Genomic DNA, 16,624 nt, shown 5'->3' on the forward strand with positions numbered 1-16,624 from the left:
GACCCTACACATTTAGTTCGTCAAAAACTTTGTTCAGTTTTCAAAGGTCTACCACGCTAAGCAGTCAGTGCTTACTTAGCAAAATTATTATATCATCTAGTTAGCATCGAGTCAACAGTTTTTATTAACTTTTCTTAGTTAAAAATTGCAATCAACTCGTACAAGCTAGCTTATTTATAATAGCTGATTACCATTAAGAAGTCAACTATTAATTTCAATTATCAAAATTAAAACTAATGTGCCTGCCTCAACAGCAATACATATTATACTATCCTCAGCCAACTTTATCAAGCATAAAGTATGAAATCTTTTTCATATAGTTATTGAAACCATCTGTCAAGTTTCATTCCTTGACGGCTTGTGAAAGCTAACTTTGGTCTAGCTAACTTTGTCGTGTTTCTGAAACACAACAGTTAAATACTATAGTCGCTTTGTAACTAAATTGCAATAGTCAATTCCTCTTCCTAGCGGAGAAATCGTTTACATAACCATGAGCTCAGGATAAAATAAACATTGGAAACGTTAATTGTCTATATATAGGAAAGGAAGCTATTATTATGCCTAAGGTTGCAATGGTTACTGGTGCTGGACAAGGGATCGGGGAAACAATTGCCAAGCGACTCGCTAAGGCAGGCTTCGCTATGAGTGTTGCCGACCTGAACGGCGATAACTCCCAACGAGTTGCCAACGAAATCAAGGATGCTGGCGGTAATGCACTGGCGGTCACCGTCAATGTTGCCAACCGGGCCCAAATGTTCTCAGCCGTTCAACAGACAGCGAACCACTTTGGCGGCTTCGATGTTCTCGTCAACAATGCTGGTCTGGGCCCCGTCACCCGGATTAAGGACGTTACCCCGGAGATGTTTGACCAGGTCATGCATGTCAACGTCGCCGGTGACATGTGGGGAATCCAGGCAGCCCTTGAGCAGTTCGAGAAGAAGCCACGCCAAGGCAAGGAAGTCGTCGGTAAAATTATCAACGCCACCTCGCAGGCTGGGGTCCGTGGCAACAAGAACGAACTACTCTACTCCAGCACCAAGTTTGCGGTCCGTGGTCTCACTCAGGTAGCGGCCCGGGACCTGGCTAAGCAGGGAATCACGGTCAATGCTTATGCCCCGGGGATCGTCGACACACCGATGATGAGAAAGATTGCTGACGACCAGGGCCTGAAGATGAGCGACTATGAATCCCTGATCGCTCTCGACAAGCTGTCCGATCCGGACGACGTCGCCAAGGTGGTCGAGTTCCTGGCTAGCGACAAGGCTGACTACATCACCGGCCAGACGATTCTCTGCGACGGTGGAATGCAGTTCGAATAATAAATGAAATAACGGGTTGAGGCATCTGTGCCCCAGCCCGCTATCGTTTAAACTGAAAAATCTTCCCAATTAACGTCTGGGAAGATTAGTGAAGTTAGCATATTCAGTCATTAAATCAGACATTCATGGTCTTGCCATACTCATTGTTGATCGTGTCAACAACATCCTTGGCCTTCATGTCATCCTCAACAACGGTCTCGCCGTCCCGCAGCGTGTACGTGACGTCATCAGACAGGTCACTGAAGTCAACATCATTATCCTTAGCATCAACAAAATCAAACTTCGAGTTTTGGAAGTTCTTAAGAGCATCTTCATTAATTTCCATGATTATGCTTCCTTTCACCGTCTATTATAGTCCCTTTTCTGGGCCCTGCACGCTTTTTTATAATTTTCTTTATTGCCAAGCGCACAAATCAACGCGCCCCAGGGGAAGCCAATTATCAGCACTACCAAATTAATTTCAAATTAGGAATTGACAAAGTAAAATGAGAATGTTTTAATAATGGCAACAAATATCGAAAGGATCGGATGGTAATGATTCAACCTGTATTAAACACGACCAAGTATTATTACAACGCTGCTTATCGTAATTAATGTCTGCACACTAGGTGCGGGCAGGGACGTTCGCACCTAAGCAGGGTTGTGTTTAATATGCCAATGCTAGGTGTCTTCAATCTAGCAATCGGCAGAATTATACCATTCGCTTACGCGGCCACCAGCTAAATTGAGCAATGTCTCAACTATCTAGCTGGTTTTTTTATTGAAAAATAAAGGGGGAAATTGAAAATGAATCTCTTCAAGAAACACCGCCAGGCCGCCGACCCCACCCTCGGCTTTGGTGAAAGTCTGATTATCCTAACCGTTATCTTATGTATTCTGGGCTACCTGATCATCGTCCGCCAGCAGGAACCACAAGCCCCACTGTTCATTGCCTTCACCCTGCTGGCTATCTACGGGCGACTGCGCGGGTTCTCCTGGGATACCGTCATGGACGGGATGCGGAGCGGGCTGCGTGCCGGGGTCGACCCGCTGATCATCTTCCTCTCCATCGGGGTGCTGATCGCCACCTGGATCTTCTCTGGAACAATTCCGACGATCATGTACTTCGGTTTTGAGATCATCTCCGTGAAGTTCTTCCTACCGACCGTCTTCATCGTCTGCACCCTGGTCGGGGTGGCCTGCGGGAGCTCCTTCACCACTGTCTCCACCATGGGGATCGCCTTCATCGGGATTGGCGCGACCCTGAAGATCAACCCGGGCCTGACCGCCGGGGTGATCGTCTCCGGAGCCTTCTGCGGATCCAATATCTCACCACTGTCCGGAACCACCAACCTGGCCGCCAGCGTCGGTAAGATCAGCATCTACGAGCACATCAAGGCCCTGACGATCACCGACATCCCCGCCTGGGCCATCTGTGTCGTCCTCTACACCGTCCTCGGCCTGAACTCCAAGAGCGTCAGCCTCGGTGCCGTCCACCAGATGATGCACGGCCTGGCCAGCGGCTTCTGGATCTCCGGCTGGGCCCTCCTACCCGTCCTACTCCTGGTCATCCTGGCCATCCTGCAGGTACCGGCCATTCCGTCCCTGGGTCTGGGCTCCCTCTTCGCCGCCCTGCTCGGCTGGATCCACGCCCCGGCCACCAGCATCAGCACGATCACTAAGACGATCATGATGGGCTTTGTCTCCCACACCGGTGACAAGACAATCGACACCCTCCTCTCTAAGGGTGGGATTTCCAGTATGCTGACTTCCCTGGCCCTAATCGTCTTCGCCCTCGCCCTGGGTGGCCTGCTAATCAAGTTCAACATCATCGGTGCCATCATTGACCACCTTTCCAGCGCCATCCAGACGCCGGGCCGGCTCACCCTGGCGACCGCCATCACCTGTGTTGGGGTCAACCTGATCGTTGGTGAACACTACCTCGCCATCATCCTGCCCGGTCAATCCTTCCTCAAGTCCTTTGACCAACTGGGGCTCAAGCGCAAGTTCCTCACCCGGATCCTAAATGATGCCGGGGCCGCGGTCAACGCCATTGTCCCATGGAGTGTCTCCGGGGTCTTCATCGCCGGTGCCCTACAGATCAACCCGCTGAAGTTCATCCCCTGGACCTTCTTCCCGTTCTTGGTCACCATTCTCGCGGTGATCACCGGGATGTTCCTGAAGGTGCCGAAGAAGGTAGCTGCCAGTCGTACTGCTTAAATAAATATAATTGTTGCGGATGATAGAAAGCTCTGTTTTCACATCGTTATATTTTCATCTTCACAAATTGGTATAGGTGAATTAATTGAGCAATAAGCCTTTCCTAAGTGTATCCAATTGTTAACGTTTATCATCGGATTAACCGGTGATATTGTTATAAAATGCACCTTTCAATCTTAAATTGACTATTAGATTTTAAGGTTTCCCTATTGAATTGGTCTAGTTAACTACTATAAAATGAAGTCAATTCCGTAAATTATACTCAATCAATTAGGAGGTAATCCTATGGCTTATCAAACCATTAATCCATATACTAATGAAATTTTAAAAACATTCGCTAATACTAGCGACGCTGAGCTTGAGGAAACCTTGACTAACGCCCACGCTCTTTATCAGGAATGGCGAAAAAAAGATTGTTTAGCTAAACGCAAACAGGTTATTCTCCGTTTCGGGGCACTTCTCCGTGAACGTAGGACAGCCTTGGCTACAATTATGACTAAGGAAATGGGAAAGCTAATTGGAGAAGCCGAGGGCGAGGTTGATCTTTGTGCCTCTTTCTGTGACTACTACGTCGCCCATGCCGATAAATTTCTTCAACCTACAGTGATCGCAACTACGTCTGGCCGGGCCAAAGTTTTGAAACAGGCACTCGGAGTCCTAGTAGCTGTCGAGCCGTGGAATTTCCCATTCTACCAAATTGCCCGAATCTTCATTCCCAACTTCATCGTTGGTAATCCAATAATCCTTAAGGACGCTTCTAACTGTCCATCCTCAGCCCAAGCCTTTGCAGATCTAGTAATGGAGGCAGGAGCACCGGCTGGTAGTCTTACCAATCTCTTTCTCAGCTACGATCAGGTTGGGAAAGCAATCGCCGATAACCGCGTTGTTGGGGCCTGCCTAACCGGTTCTGAACGTGGTGGGGCTTCCGTAGCTACTGAGGCTGGCAAGAACCTGAAGAAAAATACAATGGAACTGGGGGGCAACGACGCCTTCATTGTTCTCGACGATGCCAACTGGGATCAGCTCGTGAAGGTGGCCCCCGCCGCCCGCCTATATAATGCCGGTCAAGTATGCACTTCTTCCAAACGCTTCATCGTCAATGCCAAGTTCTACGACCGTTTCCTAAAAATGCTAAAAGAACACTTTGCCAACGTCAAAATGGGAGATCCACTCGACCGTTCAACCACCTTGGCTCCAATGAACTCTAAGCGGGCTAAAGAAAAGCTCCAGTCTCAGGTTACCCTGGCCGTTGCAAACGGTGCTAAAGTTTACTACGGCAATCAGCCGGTCGATAACCTGACGGGACAGTTCTTTATGCCCACCATCTTAACCGACATTACCCCAGACAATCCGATCTTCGACACCGAGATGTTTGGACCGGTTGCATCCGTTTATAAGGTTAACAATGATCAAGAAGCCATCGAACTGGCCAATAATTCCAGCTATGGCCTTGGCAACACCATCTTCAGTAGCGACTTAGCCCATGCTGAACGGGTAGCTGCCCAGATTGAGAGTGGAATGTCATGGATCAACTCCGGTTGGGCATCACTGCCTGAACTGCCATTTGGCGGTATTAAAAACTCCGGGTATGGACGTGAACTGAGCAATCTCGGTTTCAATGAATTTGTCAATGAGCATCTGATCTACGAGCCACGGCAATAAAAAAAGCGTCTCTCCGCGATTTGAAGTGGTGAGACGCTTTTGACGTTGAGGACCATTTCCAAGATCCTAAGCCAGGACGAATTGGGGATCAGTTACGTTTGTTATATCAAGGCTTATGAAATTCGCCGCTGGTCCAAAGATCTCACGGTCGGGTCAGGATCTCAACGTCCCAGCCGGCCATGGTTGGCTTGGCCACCTGGCCGGTCAACAGGTCGCGGTAGCCCCGGAACTTCATCGGCAGGGCGTGCTGGTCGTTACTCATGTTCAGCACGAAATACAGGCAGTGGCCATCAGTGGTCGTTCGTGCGGTGATCTCCAGAGCGGTCGCCTCGTCCACCAGGGACTTGACCCCGCTGGCCTTAACCACCCGGTCGATGATCTGCCAGAGGCCGCCGTGGTCAAGTCGGCTGCCGACATACCAGGCCATCCCCCGGCCGTACTGGTTCTCGGTGGCCGCCGGGGTGCCCACGTAAAACTCGTTGGCATAGGTCGCCACGGCCTGGGCACCCGTCAGGTGGATCTGGTCGCAGATCAGGTGGGCGTCGTACTCGTGGTCATTGATGCGGACCGTGGTCCGGTGCCCCGGTACCACGGCGTCGCTCTCCTCGACCCAGACGCCGGTGACATCCTCTAGGGGACCGGGGTAGCCGCCCAGGTAGACATTGTCAGAAGAGTTGACCATCCCCGACATGAAACTGGTCAGAAAGTGGCCACCCTCCTCAACGTAGCGGTTGATTTTTTCACCTAAGCCGGGCTTAACCATGTAGAGGACCGGGGCCACCACCAGGTCGTACTGGCTAAAATCGTCGTCGACACTGATTACGTCAGTCGGGATGTTGCGCTCGCAGAACTGGCGGTAGTAGTCCAGGATGATCGGCACATACTGGAGGTCCTGGGTAATCCCGTCGACGTATTCAAGGGACCAGAAGTTACTCCAGTCGAAGACGATCCCCACCTTGGCGTGGATGTTGGCGTCCTTGATGGTTGGGCCGACCTTCTTCAGGTCATGCCCCAGCCGGGCCACTTCCTTAAACGCCCGGGTATCGGTGCGCCCGGAATGGGCAATCACCGCACTGTGGAACTTTTCCGACCCGCCGACAGCCTGCTTCAGCTGGAAGAACTGGACGGTGTCAGCCCCGTGGGCCACCGCCTGTAGTTCGGTTGCCCGCATCTGACCGGGCCGCTTGAGGGGGCTGTATGGTTGCCAGTTAACCTGGGCCGGAGTCGACTCCATCAGCATGAACGGCTGGTGTTTCAGCGTCCGCATCAGGTCGTAGAGAAAGACCGGATGATAGGTTGGCATGCTGTAGGCCGGGTAGCTATCGTAGGAGATAATGTCCTGCGCCTTGGCCCACTTCTGGTAGTCAACCATCTTATTCGGCAGGCTGTGGAAGTTAGTCGTCACTGGCACATCTGGGGCGAACTGCTCGATAATCCCCTTCTCCATCTTGAAGAGGTCGAGCATCGCGTCGGACTGGAAACGCAGGTAGTCGATCGACAGGCCGGCCACGATCGTCTCCGTGCCCTCGGGTCCCCAGGCGTCACCAAGCTCGTTTGGTACCACAATCTCGTCCCAATCGTGGATGGTGTGGCTCCAGACATTCATGTTCCAGGCCGCATTCAGCTTATCCAGAGTCTGGTAACGGGCCCGTAGCCACTGGCGGAAGGCCGCGGCGCAGTGGTCACAGTAGCAGTTGCCGCCGTACTCGTTGTTGACGTGCCAGGCAACGATGCGGGGATTGTCCCCGTAGCGTTTGGCCAGCCGGGTGACCAAGTCGCTGGCGAGTCGCTGGTAGTCTGGACTGGTCGGGCAGAAGTTGTGCCGCTGACCGAAGACATGGCGCCGGCCCTGGTAGTCAACCCGGGCGACCCCGGGGTACTTTTTGAACATCCACGCCGGCATGGCGGCCGTGGACGTCGCCATCACGATGTCAAAATCGGCGGCTGCTAATTCATCAACAATCTGGTCCAGCTTACTGAAGTCGTACTGGCCCTCCTGGGGTTCTAACAGTGCCCAGGAGAAGACGTTGACCGTCGCCGAGTTGATATCGGCCTGCTTAAATACCTGAATATCCCGGGGCCAGGTATCGGCCGGCCACTGTTCTGGATTATAGTCCCCGCCATAGAGGAAGCGGGGTAGTGCTTTCTTTTCCATATTAATTGACCTTTCTACTTGAACTTAACTGTGGTGACCAGGTCGCCATGCTTGACAGTACTGCCATAGGCGATCGGTGAAACGTCAGTGACCCGGTGTGGCTGGGTGAAGAAGTTGACCACCGTATCCTGGTAGCCGGACTCCTTGATCAGCTGCCGATCGAAGTCGAAGAGCATTTCCCCCTTCTTGACTACCTGGCCGTCGTTGTAGTGACTGACAAAGCCCTCACCACGCATATTGACGGTGCCGACCCCGATGTGGACCAGGAGCTCCAAGCCGTCTTTGGAAACGATCCCGAAGGCGTGCCGGGTGCCGAAGGTGAAGCAGACCTGGCCGTCAAACGGGGCGTAGATGTGGTTACTGGTTGGCTGGATGGCAAAACCCTTACCCGGGAAGCCTTTGCCGTCCTGGTCAACGATATTCTTCATCTCAACCAGTTTACCATCAACGGGGGCATAGATCGTCGTCGCTTTGGTTGCAACACCGGTAGCAGCGTTTGCCGTACTAATAGTCGCTCCGGTAACGACATTGTCATGGCCCGCCGCCAACTGGTCCTTCAGCTTTTCAACCACTTCGGCATGCTTCTTTTCACTCAGGGTAACCTTCGTTAGGAAGACGATGATCGCCAGGACGGCAAAGGCCAGTGGAATGTAGAAGGCCATGCTATCGAAGGTCCGAATATCGTGGGCCGTCATGTCGGCCGCGGTTGCCGTCCCGGTCATTCCGGCCGCGATGGCGATGTAGCCGACCAGTCCATTGGAGATGGCCCCGGTCAGCTTATCGATCATTGGCCGTACCGCCAGGACAACGGCTTCGTTCCGCTGTCCGTTCTTCAGTTGACCGTATTCGATCGCGTCGGTCAGGGTCAGTACCGTGACCAACTGGGCGAAGTTGATGTTAAAGAGCACCAGACCGAGGTCCATCATGAAGACGTTGGACCGGAAGAAGATGAAGATCACATAGGCCAATGCCATTGAAACCTGGCCCCCCGTGAACAACCATTTCCGCGGGATGAACTTGTTCAAGACTGGGAAGAGCGGACTGGTGCAGAAGCCGATGATCGTGGCGATGACCCCAACAATCCAGAATTCGCCCGGCTTACCGATGACGAACTTGTAGAGGTAGAAGAGAACCCCATTCGTGATGACGTACGCGCATGAGTAGAGCAGGTATGCCAGGCTTGGCCAAAGGATCTGGTCATTATGGAAGATGGCGGAGAAGACTTCCCGGATGGTCGTCTTATCCTGGACGGAGTTCCGAATGATATTGTGCTTTTCCTTGGTACCCAGGCAAACCGCCAGCGCACTCAGCAGGGCAACGATGGAGACGATCGCTGCAAAGGCAAACCAACCGATCGGCCCTTCCTTGTGCTGACCCGTGGCCAGGTAGGTGAAGAAGGTGACGACGGGAACCACGATGATCGTCAGCCCGTTCCAACCGATCGTTCCGGCAAAGGCCCCAAGCGAGGTATAGACACCCCGCTCCGCAGAATCCTCGCTCAGTGCTGGGACCATGCCCCCAGTAGGAAACGTCGGAGAAGGAGTAGAAGACATCGAAGAGGACGAAGATGATCACGAACAGGATCGCGAAGAGGACCCAATTGACCTTGGCCAGGCCGAAGATTCCGGTGAACAAGATCAGCAATAATACGACACTGACAATGTTTCCAATCATGATCCAGGGCTTGAACTTTCCCCACCGGGTCTTGGTGTTGTCGACGATGTTTCCCAGAAGCGGGTCGATGACCAACTCAAGGATCCGGACCGCGACAATCAGTCCGGTGATCAGGCCGATTAGCTTATCGGCAACCGACGTTTTCAAACCATTAAACATGCCCCCGGTGACGAAGATAATGAAGTAAGTGCTCATTACCCCGTAGAATGCCGAGTGCCCAACATTTCCAAAGCAGAAGGATGCTCGTGAGATCCACTGCTTGGCCGTTAATTTATGACCCTGTGCCATAAAGCCAAACCTCCTAAAGCTGTCATTGCTAAAAATCGTGTAACCGTTTACAGCTTTTAGTATAATTCTTTACGATAATTTAGTAAATAGTTTATTAAACCTAATAAATAATTTACAATGGGATAATAAAAAAGTGTGGTGCCATGACGCTGCCACACTTTTTTATTATTCGGTTACGAAACTCTTGCGGATCACCAGGTTGGTGTTGACGGTCAGGTGCACGTGGGGTCGGGATGGGTGGACGATCAGGTCCTGGAGTAGTTTGATTGCCATCCGCCCCAGGGTCTCCTGGTTGATGTTATAAGAGGACAGGGGCGGTGAAACGTAGCGGGCGACCTCACTGTTGTTAACGCTGATCACCGCGGTATCCCGGGGTACAATGACCCCCGCCTCGTTGAAGGCCTGGAGCACACCAACACTCAGGGTGTCGGAGGCCACGATGAAGGCGTCCGGTAGCTGGTCGCCGCACTCCTCAACTGCTTGTTTGCCTAGGGCATAACCGTTCTCAATGTTAAAGGGGCCGCCAACAAACATCGGCGCCTCGACAACCCCAGGATTGATGCTGGTAAACTCCCGAAAGACCGTCTCCCTGATGTCGGGCTGCTGGACGCGGTCGAAGTTGAGCCCCACCCCACCGATGAAGCCAATCCGGTGGGCACTGGCCGTAATCAGACGCTGGATGGCATCGCGGATCGCCAGGGTCAGGTTGGGCCGGACGGAATCAAAAAGTTCCGGGGCCGGGTTGATGTCGACAAAGACACCGTTGGGCAGGGCATCATGCAAGGTCATCAGCTTCTGGCGGGTCAATCGGTGGGGCCCCACCCCGATGAAGCCCTGGAAGTCATCAGCCTTAGCGACCAGGTCGGTGATGTGTTCGAAGACCTGAACCTGGAGCCCCGCCGCACTGATCACCTTCAGGAGCTCATCTTTCAATGAGGAGAAGTACTCATCCTGAAGCTGCTCCTTACTATCAACCCGGTAGAGGAGGGCGATCATCGGCCGGATGGCATCCTGTTTGCGGTGGTCGTTCCAGTAGCCCAGTTCGTTGGCCACCGTCATGATCCGCTTGCGCGTGGCTGGAGCAATCGACAGGTTGGGGTCGTTGTTTAGCAGACGGGAGACCGTCGCTGAGGAGAACCCTGATTTTGCCGCAATTTCCTTGATCGTTGCCATACCGCATCCCTTTCCGTATCCGTAAATTTTGGTTAACTCATCATTACTACTATTTACCATTCTATCACATTGTCGCAGTTACTCCTGGTAGGGATTGAAGTGGTCGAAGTGACTACTGTTGGGGTTGGGCTTAAACTTCTGCTGGTAAATATATTCAAACAGCTTCTGATACTGGTAATAAAGCTGCTGCTCGTTCTGATTTGGCGCCGGCTCATAGTAGTGACGCCCCACCAGGTCAGCCGGGAGGTAGGGCTGTTTGGCCACCTTCTTGGGCTCCTCAAACATGTTCTCCATCACTCCGGCCCCGCGTAACTTGTCGGCACCCTTATAGTGGGCATCCCGCAGGTAAGTCGGCATCGGGTGCTGGCTGGCGTGCTTAGCGTCCTTGGCAGCCCGCCGGTAGGCCTGCATCACCGAATCGGAACGGGGACTGATCGCCAGGAGCATCGTCGCCATCGCCACGTGGGTCGCCGCCCGGGGCAGGCCGATCTCCTGAGCCGCGTTGGCTAGGGTGATCACCTGCGCTGCCCGGGCGGGATCCGCCAGACCGAGGTCGAGGGCGCTCATGTCCTTCAGGCTGCGGACGACCGACTCCAGGTCCCCCGCCTCCAGCAGAACCGCCAGGTAGTAGAGGGCCGCATCAGCGTCGGAGCCCTCGACCGAATCCCGCCAGGCCGACAGGTAGTCGTAGTGCTGGGTGGCATCCTTATCGTAGGCAAGGTGCTGCTGGCGAGAGAAGGCCTTCACCTGGTCAATCGTCAGGCCCTGCTGGTACATCGCATACAGGGTGTCGAGGACGTTCAGAGCCGTGCGGACATCCCCGTTCCCGGTATTGGCGATCATGTGGGCAATCGGGTCCGGGATCTGGTAATCGAAGACCTGCCGGGCGGCCCGGACCACCATCCGCTGGATATCGGCCGTCTGCAGTGGGTGAAACTCGAAGATCTGGCAGCGGGACCGGACGGCGGGCACCAGGGACATGATCGGGTTCTCTGTCGTCGCCCCCACCAGGAGGACGTGACCGTTCTCCAGGTAGGGAAGCAGGTAGTCCTGGATTGGCTTGGTCAGACGGTGAATTTCGTCGAGCAGGAGGACGAACGACTTCGCGGGGTGGCGGCCGATCAGTTTGGTCAGCTGGCCCTTGTTCTCGATGCTGGCGTTGAACTGTTCAAAGGGGTAGTGGAGCTCGTTGGCAACCACGTGGGCGAGAGTCGTCTTCCCGGTTCCCGGTGGCCCCCACAGAATTAACGGGATCGGGATATGCTGATCGATGATCTGGCGGAGCGGTTTGCCGGGGGCCAGCAGGTGCTCCTGGCCAACCATCTCGGCCAAATTTTGTGGCCGCATCCGGTCCGCCAGCGGCTGTTTGAAGTGGCCGCCGGGCTGGTCACCAGCATTGAATAATGAGATTTCCTCGGACATCGTGCGTCCTCCTTTCGGACAAATTGCCATTCAATTATACCCTAAGACCCGAGCGGACGGTGGGCATAAGCTCCCTGGAAATCGTCAACGGGGCTTGACTGTAACGTTACGTCCTAGTTTATCCTAAGGACACTACAAAACGGAAAGGAGCACCCGAAATGATCACTATCTACACCTCACACAACAGCAATTCCTCGCGTAAGGCCAAGGCCTGGCTGCGCAAGTACCAGCTTCCCTTCATCGAGCAGAACGTCTTCACCGCGCCGCTGTCCTATACGGCCTTCAAGGAAATCCTGGCCCGGACCGAGAACGGCACTACCGACATCATCTCCACCCGTTCCAAGGCCTACCGTCAGCTCAAGCCTCTCCTAGACGATGACCTCTCCTTGCGGCAGCTCTATGACCTGATTAGGGACTACCCCGGCCTTCTTCGTCGGCCCCTGATCATCGACGAGCGGCGCCTGCAAATCGGCTACAACGTCGACGACATCCGCCAGTTCCTCCCCCGCAAGATTCGGCGGCTAGAGCTGATCAAGGCCCTGCGGCGGTCCGCCGCCTAAAAAATAAAACCCTTAGCATTCCATCACACGATGCCAAGGGTTATTTTTATTTGCTCTGGTAGGCGAGGATGCTGTTTTCAGTAAGGCCCAGCCTGGTAACGTCAACGCCGAGATTGAACTGCCAGAGGTCATCCCCCAGAGTCAAGCCATGCTGCGTTGCCCACTGGCGAATAGCGGCAAGACCCCGTTCGATCCCCTCACCGGTGTTGGCCGCCTTGGTAATCACGTAATCACCCGCCGGCTGGGCGATCATCGGTACCCCAGTCGCTGCCGTCCGGTCGCGCTCCTTGATGATCCGGAAACCGGAATCGGCGTAGCGACCAGCTTGGGCCTGGGGCAGGGCGGTCAGGAAGCCGGACAGGCGCTTGTTGACCATCACCCCGGCGCCGAGCCGCTGATAGAAGTCACTGTAGGCCTGGGCGATCTCCCTCTCCGAACAGTCAACCTCAAAGTCGGAACACCAGAACTCCCGGGCCGGCAGGTAGCAGCGCTTGACCGTATAAAAGTCAACGTCGCGAAGCTGGGTGTTATTTTCTTCCTTCTGATTGAGCACTTCCAGGACCTGTTGGAGGTTGGCAATCTGGGATTGGACCTTCTGCTTGAGGGCACCGAGTTCCTTGTTCAGGGTCTGTGAGTCGTTATCACTAAGGTAGTTCTTGATTTCTTCGATCGACAGACCAAGGCTGCGCAGGCTCAGGATGAAGTTCATCCGGTAGATCTGGTCATAGCTGTAGTAGCGGTAGCCGTTGGCTGTCGTCTTGGCAGGTTTAAAGACCCCTTGCTGGTCATAGAAGAGCAGGGTCCGCCGGGTCGTCCCCACCGCCTGGGCAAACTTGGAAATGGTCATCAGTTGTTCATCTGGCATGACGCCCTCCTTTACAGAATCACCACGTGCTTGCCGCTGAACTTGCCGGACTCCAGGTTAGCCTGGGCCTGGCCGACTTCACCGAGGCCATTGTAAACCTTGGCGATCGGCACGGTCAGCTTATGTTCCTCAATCATGTTTAGCACGTGACTGAAGTACTCGGCTGGCAAGTCCTTTGCTTCCCCGGCATAACTGGTCAAATAGACCCCAGTTGGGATCATGAATGGGGAGAAGTTGTCGAGCGTCCACTGGCCACCAAGGGCGCCGGTGAAGCAGGTCAGGCCGCCGTCCTTGACCAGTCCCATGTCCTGAAAGAGGGTCGAGAAGCCGACCAGCTCCAGGGCCTTATCGACCTTGTTCGGAGCGATTTTCTGCACCCGGGACACGAAATCCTGATCGTCTAAGACCGGGTAGTCGATCCCCAACTCCTTCATCGTGGTCAGCTTGGCCGCGTTTCTCGTGGTGGCAATCACCTTGACGCCCATATGGCGAGCCAAAACGGATGCCATCAGGCCAACTGTCGAGCTACCGCCCCAAACCAGGAATAAGTCCCCTGACTGCACGTGGAGGCCTTGACTGATCGAACCATAGGCCGTCTGAAGCATCTCCGGCAGGGCCCTGAGAATCGACCAGTCCAGGTCACTTTCAAACGGGATCAGATTCTCCTCCTTGACCAGCATGTATTCGGCATAGGAACCATCGATGGCCCGGCCCATGCCGCCCATCATCGTGGCTACCTGCTGACCCGGCTTAAAGGACGAGTTGGCATTAACCTGATCGATGACGCCAACGCCCTCGATGCCGAGGATCCGGGGAAACTGGAAGTCGGGTGAGGATTCACCCTTCCGGCTCGTGACCTCGGACTCGTTGACCCCGAAGGCCCTGACCTTCACCAGGGCGTAACCGGGTTTGAGTTGGGGAACGTCAATCTGGGTCGGTTTCAGGTCGGCCGCGGCACACGGTTGGGTTAGACGAATCGCCTGCATCTTATTCTCTGTCATTAATAAGGACCTCTTTTCTTTGCTTACCTTTAATATAGACTGTTACCTAACGTCATAGTCAAACCCTATTTTGCATTGACACCCGCTTGCCTTCCCCGGTAATGCGGGCTACCATTGAAGAAAACGCACTTCACTTTATTATAAAAGGCAGGTTGGTTCAGGTGATTCACAACATCAAGACGGTCTCCAACTACATCGAGGAGATCGAACAACTCATCAACAACAAGGATCATAACTACTACTTCCGTGGGCAGGATGACGCCTTCTCCAACACCCTGCCATCAATCTTTCGGAGTCGGAAACTGCTTGACAACGAGGATAACCTCTTCAACGACTTCCTGATGGCTGATCCCCAGCTCTTCGAGAAGTGCCGGACCAACTTCGAGCGGATGGCGCTGATGGAACACTACCACCTACCGACCCGGCTGCTGGACGTCAGCTCTAACCCCCTGATCGCCCTCTTCTTTGCTGTCAAGGGTGGTCAAGGCAACGGCGAGGTCTATGTCTACAAGGATCAGCCCAACCCGGACAAGCTGGCGAAGATGCTTAACCAGCGCGGCTGGCACAACCTGATCGCCGAGTACCGGTTCAAGAGCGGCCGAACCAACCATAACTACTTCAAGAAGAACGCCTTCTCCAACGAGATGCAGCTGGAATCCTCCCTGGCCCGCCAGTCGATGGCCGACAAGAGCTCCTTCTTCCAGACGATCAAGAAATTCTACCAGCTGGACAACAGCTACATCGCCCAACAGCACCGCCTCTGGAGCGACGACTACCTGAACTACTTCGACAGTGGGGAATCGGACTACTTCGCCGAGTTCAAGCATGACCTACAGACCCTGCCCTTCCTCCGCCTGTTTGAGGAGGCCAAACGCGACATCCCCAGCTTTGCCAACAAGCTGAACCCGCTTGAGCTAATCGTGCCCAAAATCGTCACGATCAAGCGGATGAGCCGCCGAATGGAGAACCAGCAGGGGCTCTTCCTCTTCGTCCCCTTCATCGGCGACGAATACGACCAAGCCGTTGACATCGACTATGCAGAGGTCGAGCGTCGGGCCCAGCTGGCGATCGACATCCTCAGCCTCTACAACAGCGAGAACCCGAATGAGAAGGAGAAGTACATCATCCCCGCTCGCTACAAGCGGCCGATCCTGGCCGAGCTGGCCAAGTTGGGGATCGATTACAGCTTCATCTACCCCGAGGATCACGCCAAGAAGGCCGAGATGATCAAGGATAAGTACCTGGGCCTGTAAATTCAACGCAACTAAGCAAAAAGTCACTGGATAAACCCGCAGATTTATCCGGTGGCTTTTTCAGTTAGGGGCCTACACGGGTGCCGCTATTCATTGGCCAGCTGCCAACGGTACGGTCTATAATTGAGAAAATGCTCAAGGAGGTCCTCATCATGACAATCGAAGAAGCAGCCTTTCAAAAGCAGCGGCCAGACTTCGCCAAGTTTCCCGCCGTCGGGTCACCAGGCACCAGCACGATTATCAACTCGAACGAGACTTCATGGACGGCCAATTCCACGCCATTCTCCGTGTCAAGTTCGATGGTCAGGTCAGCGGTAACGTCATCGATAACAACACGGGTGAGGAGTACCTCCCCCTGCGGGCCGTCCACTTCGGTCCCTTCGCCGCCCAGGTTGAGGCCGCTTACCTGGACCTCCTCCACCAGGTTGCCACGCAATGCTTCGTTAGGGTCCCCTTCCACGGTGACCAGGCCAACCGGCTGGCCGCCTGGATCGCCCGGACATTTCACGACCAGCCCGAATTTCTCTTCAAGCGCCTGCCGGACTACGCAGCCTTCCGCGAGCCCCGGTCGCAGAAGTGGTACGGGCTGGTGATAAATATTCCCCGGGCCCGGCCAACCGATAAACAATCGACTAGTAAGTCGGACAAGGTCGAGGTCATTGAGCTCCGTTGCCCAGCATCGCAACGCGCGACCTGGCTCGACCAGGATGGCGTTTACCCCGCCTACCACCTCAGCGAGAAGAACTGGCTCTGCGTGACCCTCGACGATACCATAGCCGACGCAAAGCTCGAGCAGCTGGTCCAATCCAGCCGGGCGCTACTCACTAAGCCTCGGGCCTGGTTGGTCCCCGCCAATCCCAAGTACTATGACATCATGCACGCCTTCGTCGACCACGACACTATCACCTGGAAGCAGTCAACCAGCATCCGGGTCGGGGATACCGCCTATATGTATGTCGCCGCCCCGGTTAAGGCGATTATCTACCGCTGCCGAGTCGTAGAAACCGATATTCCCTACGACTACCAGAGCGCGGCGTTGAAGATCAAATAGGT

At 54.3% G+C, this 16,624-nt stretch carries 12 protein-coding genes and 1 pseudogene; 6 read left to right on the top strand and 7 right to left on the bottom strand.

Translation table 11 applies throughout. From position 1 onward, the window contains the following. The first annotated feature begins 557 nt into the window (after positions 1-557). Positions 558-1,319: an acetoin reductase gene (locus FD34_RS00925; RefSeq protein WP_057805882.1), complete on the top strand. Its 762-nt coding sequence runs from the start codon at positions 558-560 to the stop codon at positions 1,317-1,319. Between the two features lie 115 nt (positions 1,320-1,434). Here FD34_RS00925 and FD34_RS00930 read toward each other — a convergent pair whose 3' ends face one another. Continuing rightward, the gene (locus FD34_RS00930; protein ID WP_057805884.1) at positions 1,435-1,644 is read right to left on the bottom strand and encodes a hypothetical protein; all 210 of its coding nucleotides are present in this window, start codon (positions 1,642-1,644) and stop codon (positions 1,435-1,437) included. A 461-nt stretch (positions 1,645-2,105) separates the two neighbouring features. Here FD34_RS00930 and FD34_RS00935 point away from each other — a divergent pair, with 461 nt between their 5' ends. Together FD34_RS00935 and FD34_RS00940 are read left to right on the top strand one after the other, a co-directional pair. After that, positions 2,106-3,518, top strand: coding sequence for a Na+/H+ antiporter NhaC family protein (locus tag FD34_RS00935; RefSeq protein WP_057805886.1), 1,413 nt, complete (start codon positions 2,106-2,108; stop codon positions 3,516-3,518). Between the two features lie 285 nt (positions 3,519-3,803). Continuing rightward, positions 3,804-5,180 (top strand): NAD-dependent succinate-semialdehyde dehydrogenase, encoded by a 1,377-nt coding sequence (locus FD34_RS00940; RefSeq protein WP_057805888.1) that lies wholly within the window; start codon positions 3,804-3,806, stop codon positions 5,178-5,180. 142 nt (positions 5,181-5,322) lie between these two features. Here the strand turns inward: FD34_RS00940 and FD34_RS00945 are convergent, their stop codons facing one another. From FD34_RS00945 to FD34_RS00960, 4 genes and pseudogenes are all read right to left on the bottom strand, one after another. After that, complete coding sequence (locus tag FD34_RS00945; protein WP_057805890.1) at positions 5,323-7,335, bottom strand: beta-galactosidase; 2,013 nt, start codon at positions 7,333-7,335, stop codon at positions 5,323-5,325. A gap of 14 nt (positions 7,336-7,349) precedes the next feature. Beyond that, positions 7,350-9,297, bottom strand: a pseudogene (locus FD34_RS00950) (sugar MFS transporter). A gap of 165 nt (positions 9,298-9,462) precedes the next feature. Beyond that, a complete protein-coding gene (locus FD34_RS00955; RefSeq protein ID WP_057805892.1) occupies positions 9,463-10,470 on the bottom strand; it encodes a LacI family DNA-binding transcriptional regulator in 1,008 nt (335 codons plus the stop codon). 78 nt (positions 10,471-10,548) lie between these two features. Beyond that, on the bottom strand, positions 10,549-11,892 hold the full coding sequence (locus FD34_RS00960; RefSeq protein WP_057805894.1) for a replication-associated recombination protein A: 1,344 nt from the start codon (positions 11,890-11,892) through the stop codon (positions 10,549-10,551). A 158-nt stretch (positions 11,893-12,050) separates the two neighbouring features. Here FD34_RS00960 and spx point away from each other — a divergent pair, with 158 nt between their 5' ends. Further along, the gene (spx, locus tag FD34_RS00965) at positions 12,051-12,452 is read left to right on the top strand and encodes a transcriptional regulator Spx (RefSeq protein WP_057805895.1); all 402 of its coding nucleotides are present in this window, start codon (positions 12,051-12,053) and stop codon (positions 12,450-12,452) included. A 46-nt stretch (positions 12,453-12,498) separates the two neighbouring features. On the opposite strand, the gene FD34_RS00970 is transcribed toward spx, so the two are convergent. Together FD34_RS00970 and FD34_RS00975 are read right to left on the bottom strand one after the other, a co-directional pair. After that, positions 12,499-13,317, bottom strand: coding sequence for a MerR family transcriptional regulator (locus tag FD34_RS00970; RefSeq protein ID WP_057805896.1), 819 nt, complete (start codon positions 13,315-13,317; stop codon positions 12,499-12,501). Positions 13,318-13,328: 11 nt separating this feature from the next. Continuing rightward, positions 13,329-14,318: a zinc-binding dehydrogenase gene (locus tag FD34_RS00975; RefSeq protein ID WP_057805897.1), complete on the bottom strand. Its 990-nt coding sequence runs from the start codon at positions 14,316-14,318 to the stop codon at positions 13,329-13,331. A 161-nt stretch (positions 14,319-14,479) separates the two neighbouring features. Between FD34_RS00975 and FD34_RS00980 the strand changes: the two genes are divergently transcribed. Together FD34_RS00980 and FD34_RS00985 are read left to right on the top strand one after the other, a co-directional pair. Continuing rightward, a complete protein-coding gene (locus tag FD34_RS00980; RefSeq protein WP_162255388.1) occupies positions 14,480-15,571 on the top strand; it encodes an FRG domain-containing protein in 1,092 nt (363 codons plus the stop codon). Positions 15,572-15,830: 259 nt separating this feature from the next. Next, positions 15,831-16,622 (top strand): MmcQ/YjbR family DNA-binding protein, encoded by a 792-nt coding sequence (locus FD34_RS00985; RefSeq protein ID WP_235805948.1) that lies wholly within the window; start codon positions 15,831-15,833, stop codon positions 16,620-16,622. Positions 16,623-16,624: the final 2 nt, after the last annotated feature.

Origin of the sequence: Limosilactobacillus pontis DSM 8475, assembly GCF_001435345.1 — a bacterium.
In the GTDB taxonomy this organism is placed as follows: domain Bacteria; phylum Bacillota; class Bacilli; order Lactobacillales; family Lactobacillaceae; genus Limosilactobacillus; species Limosilactobacillus pontis.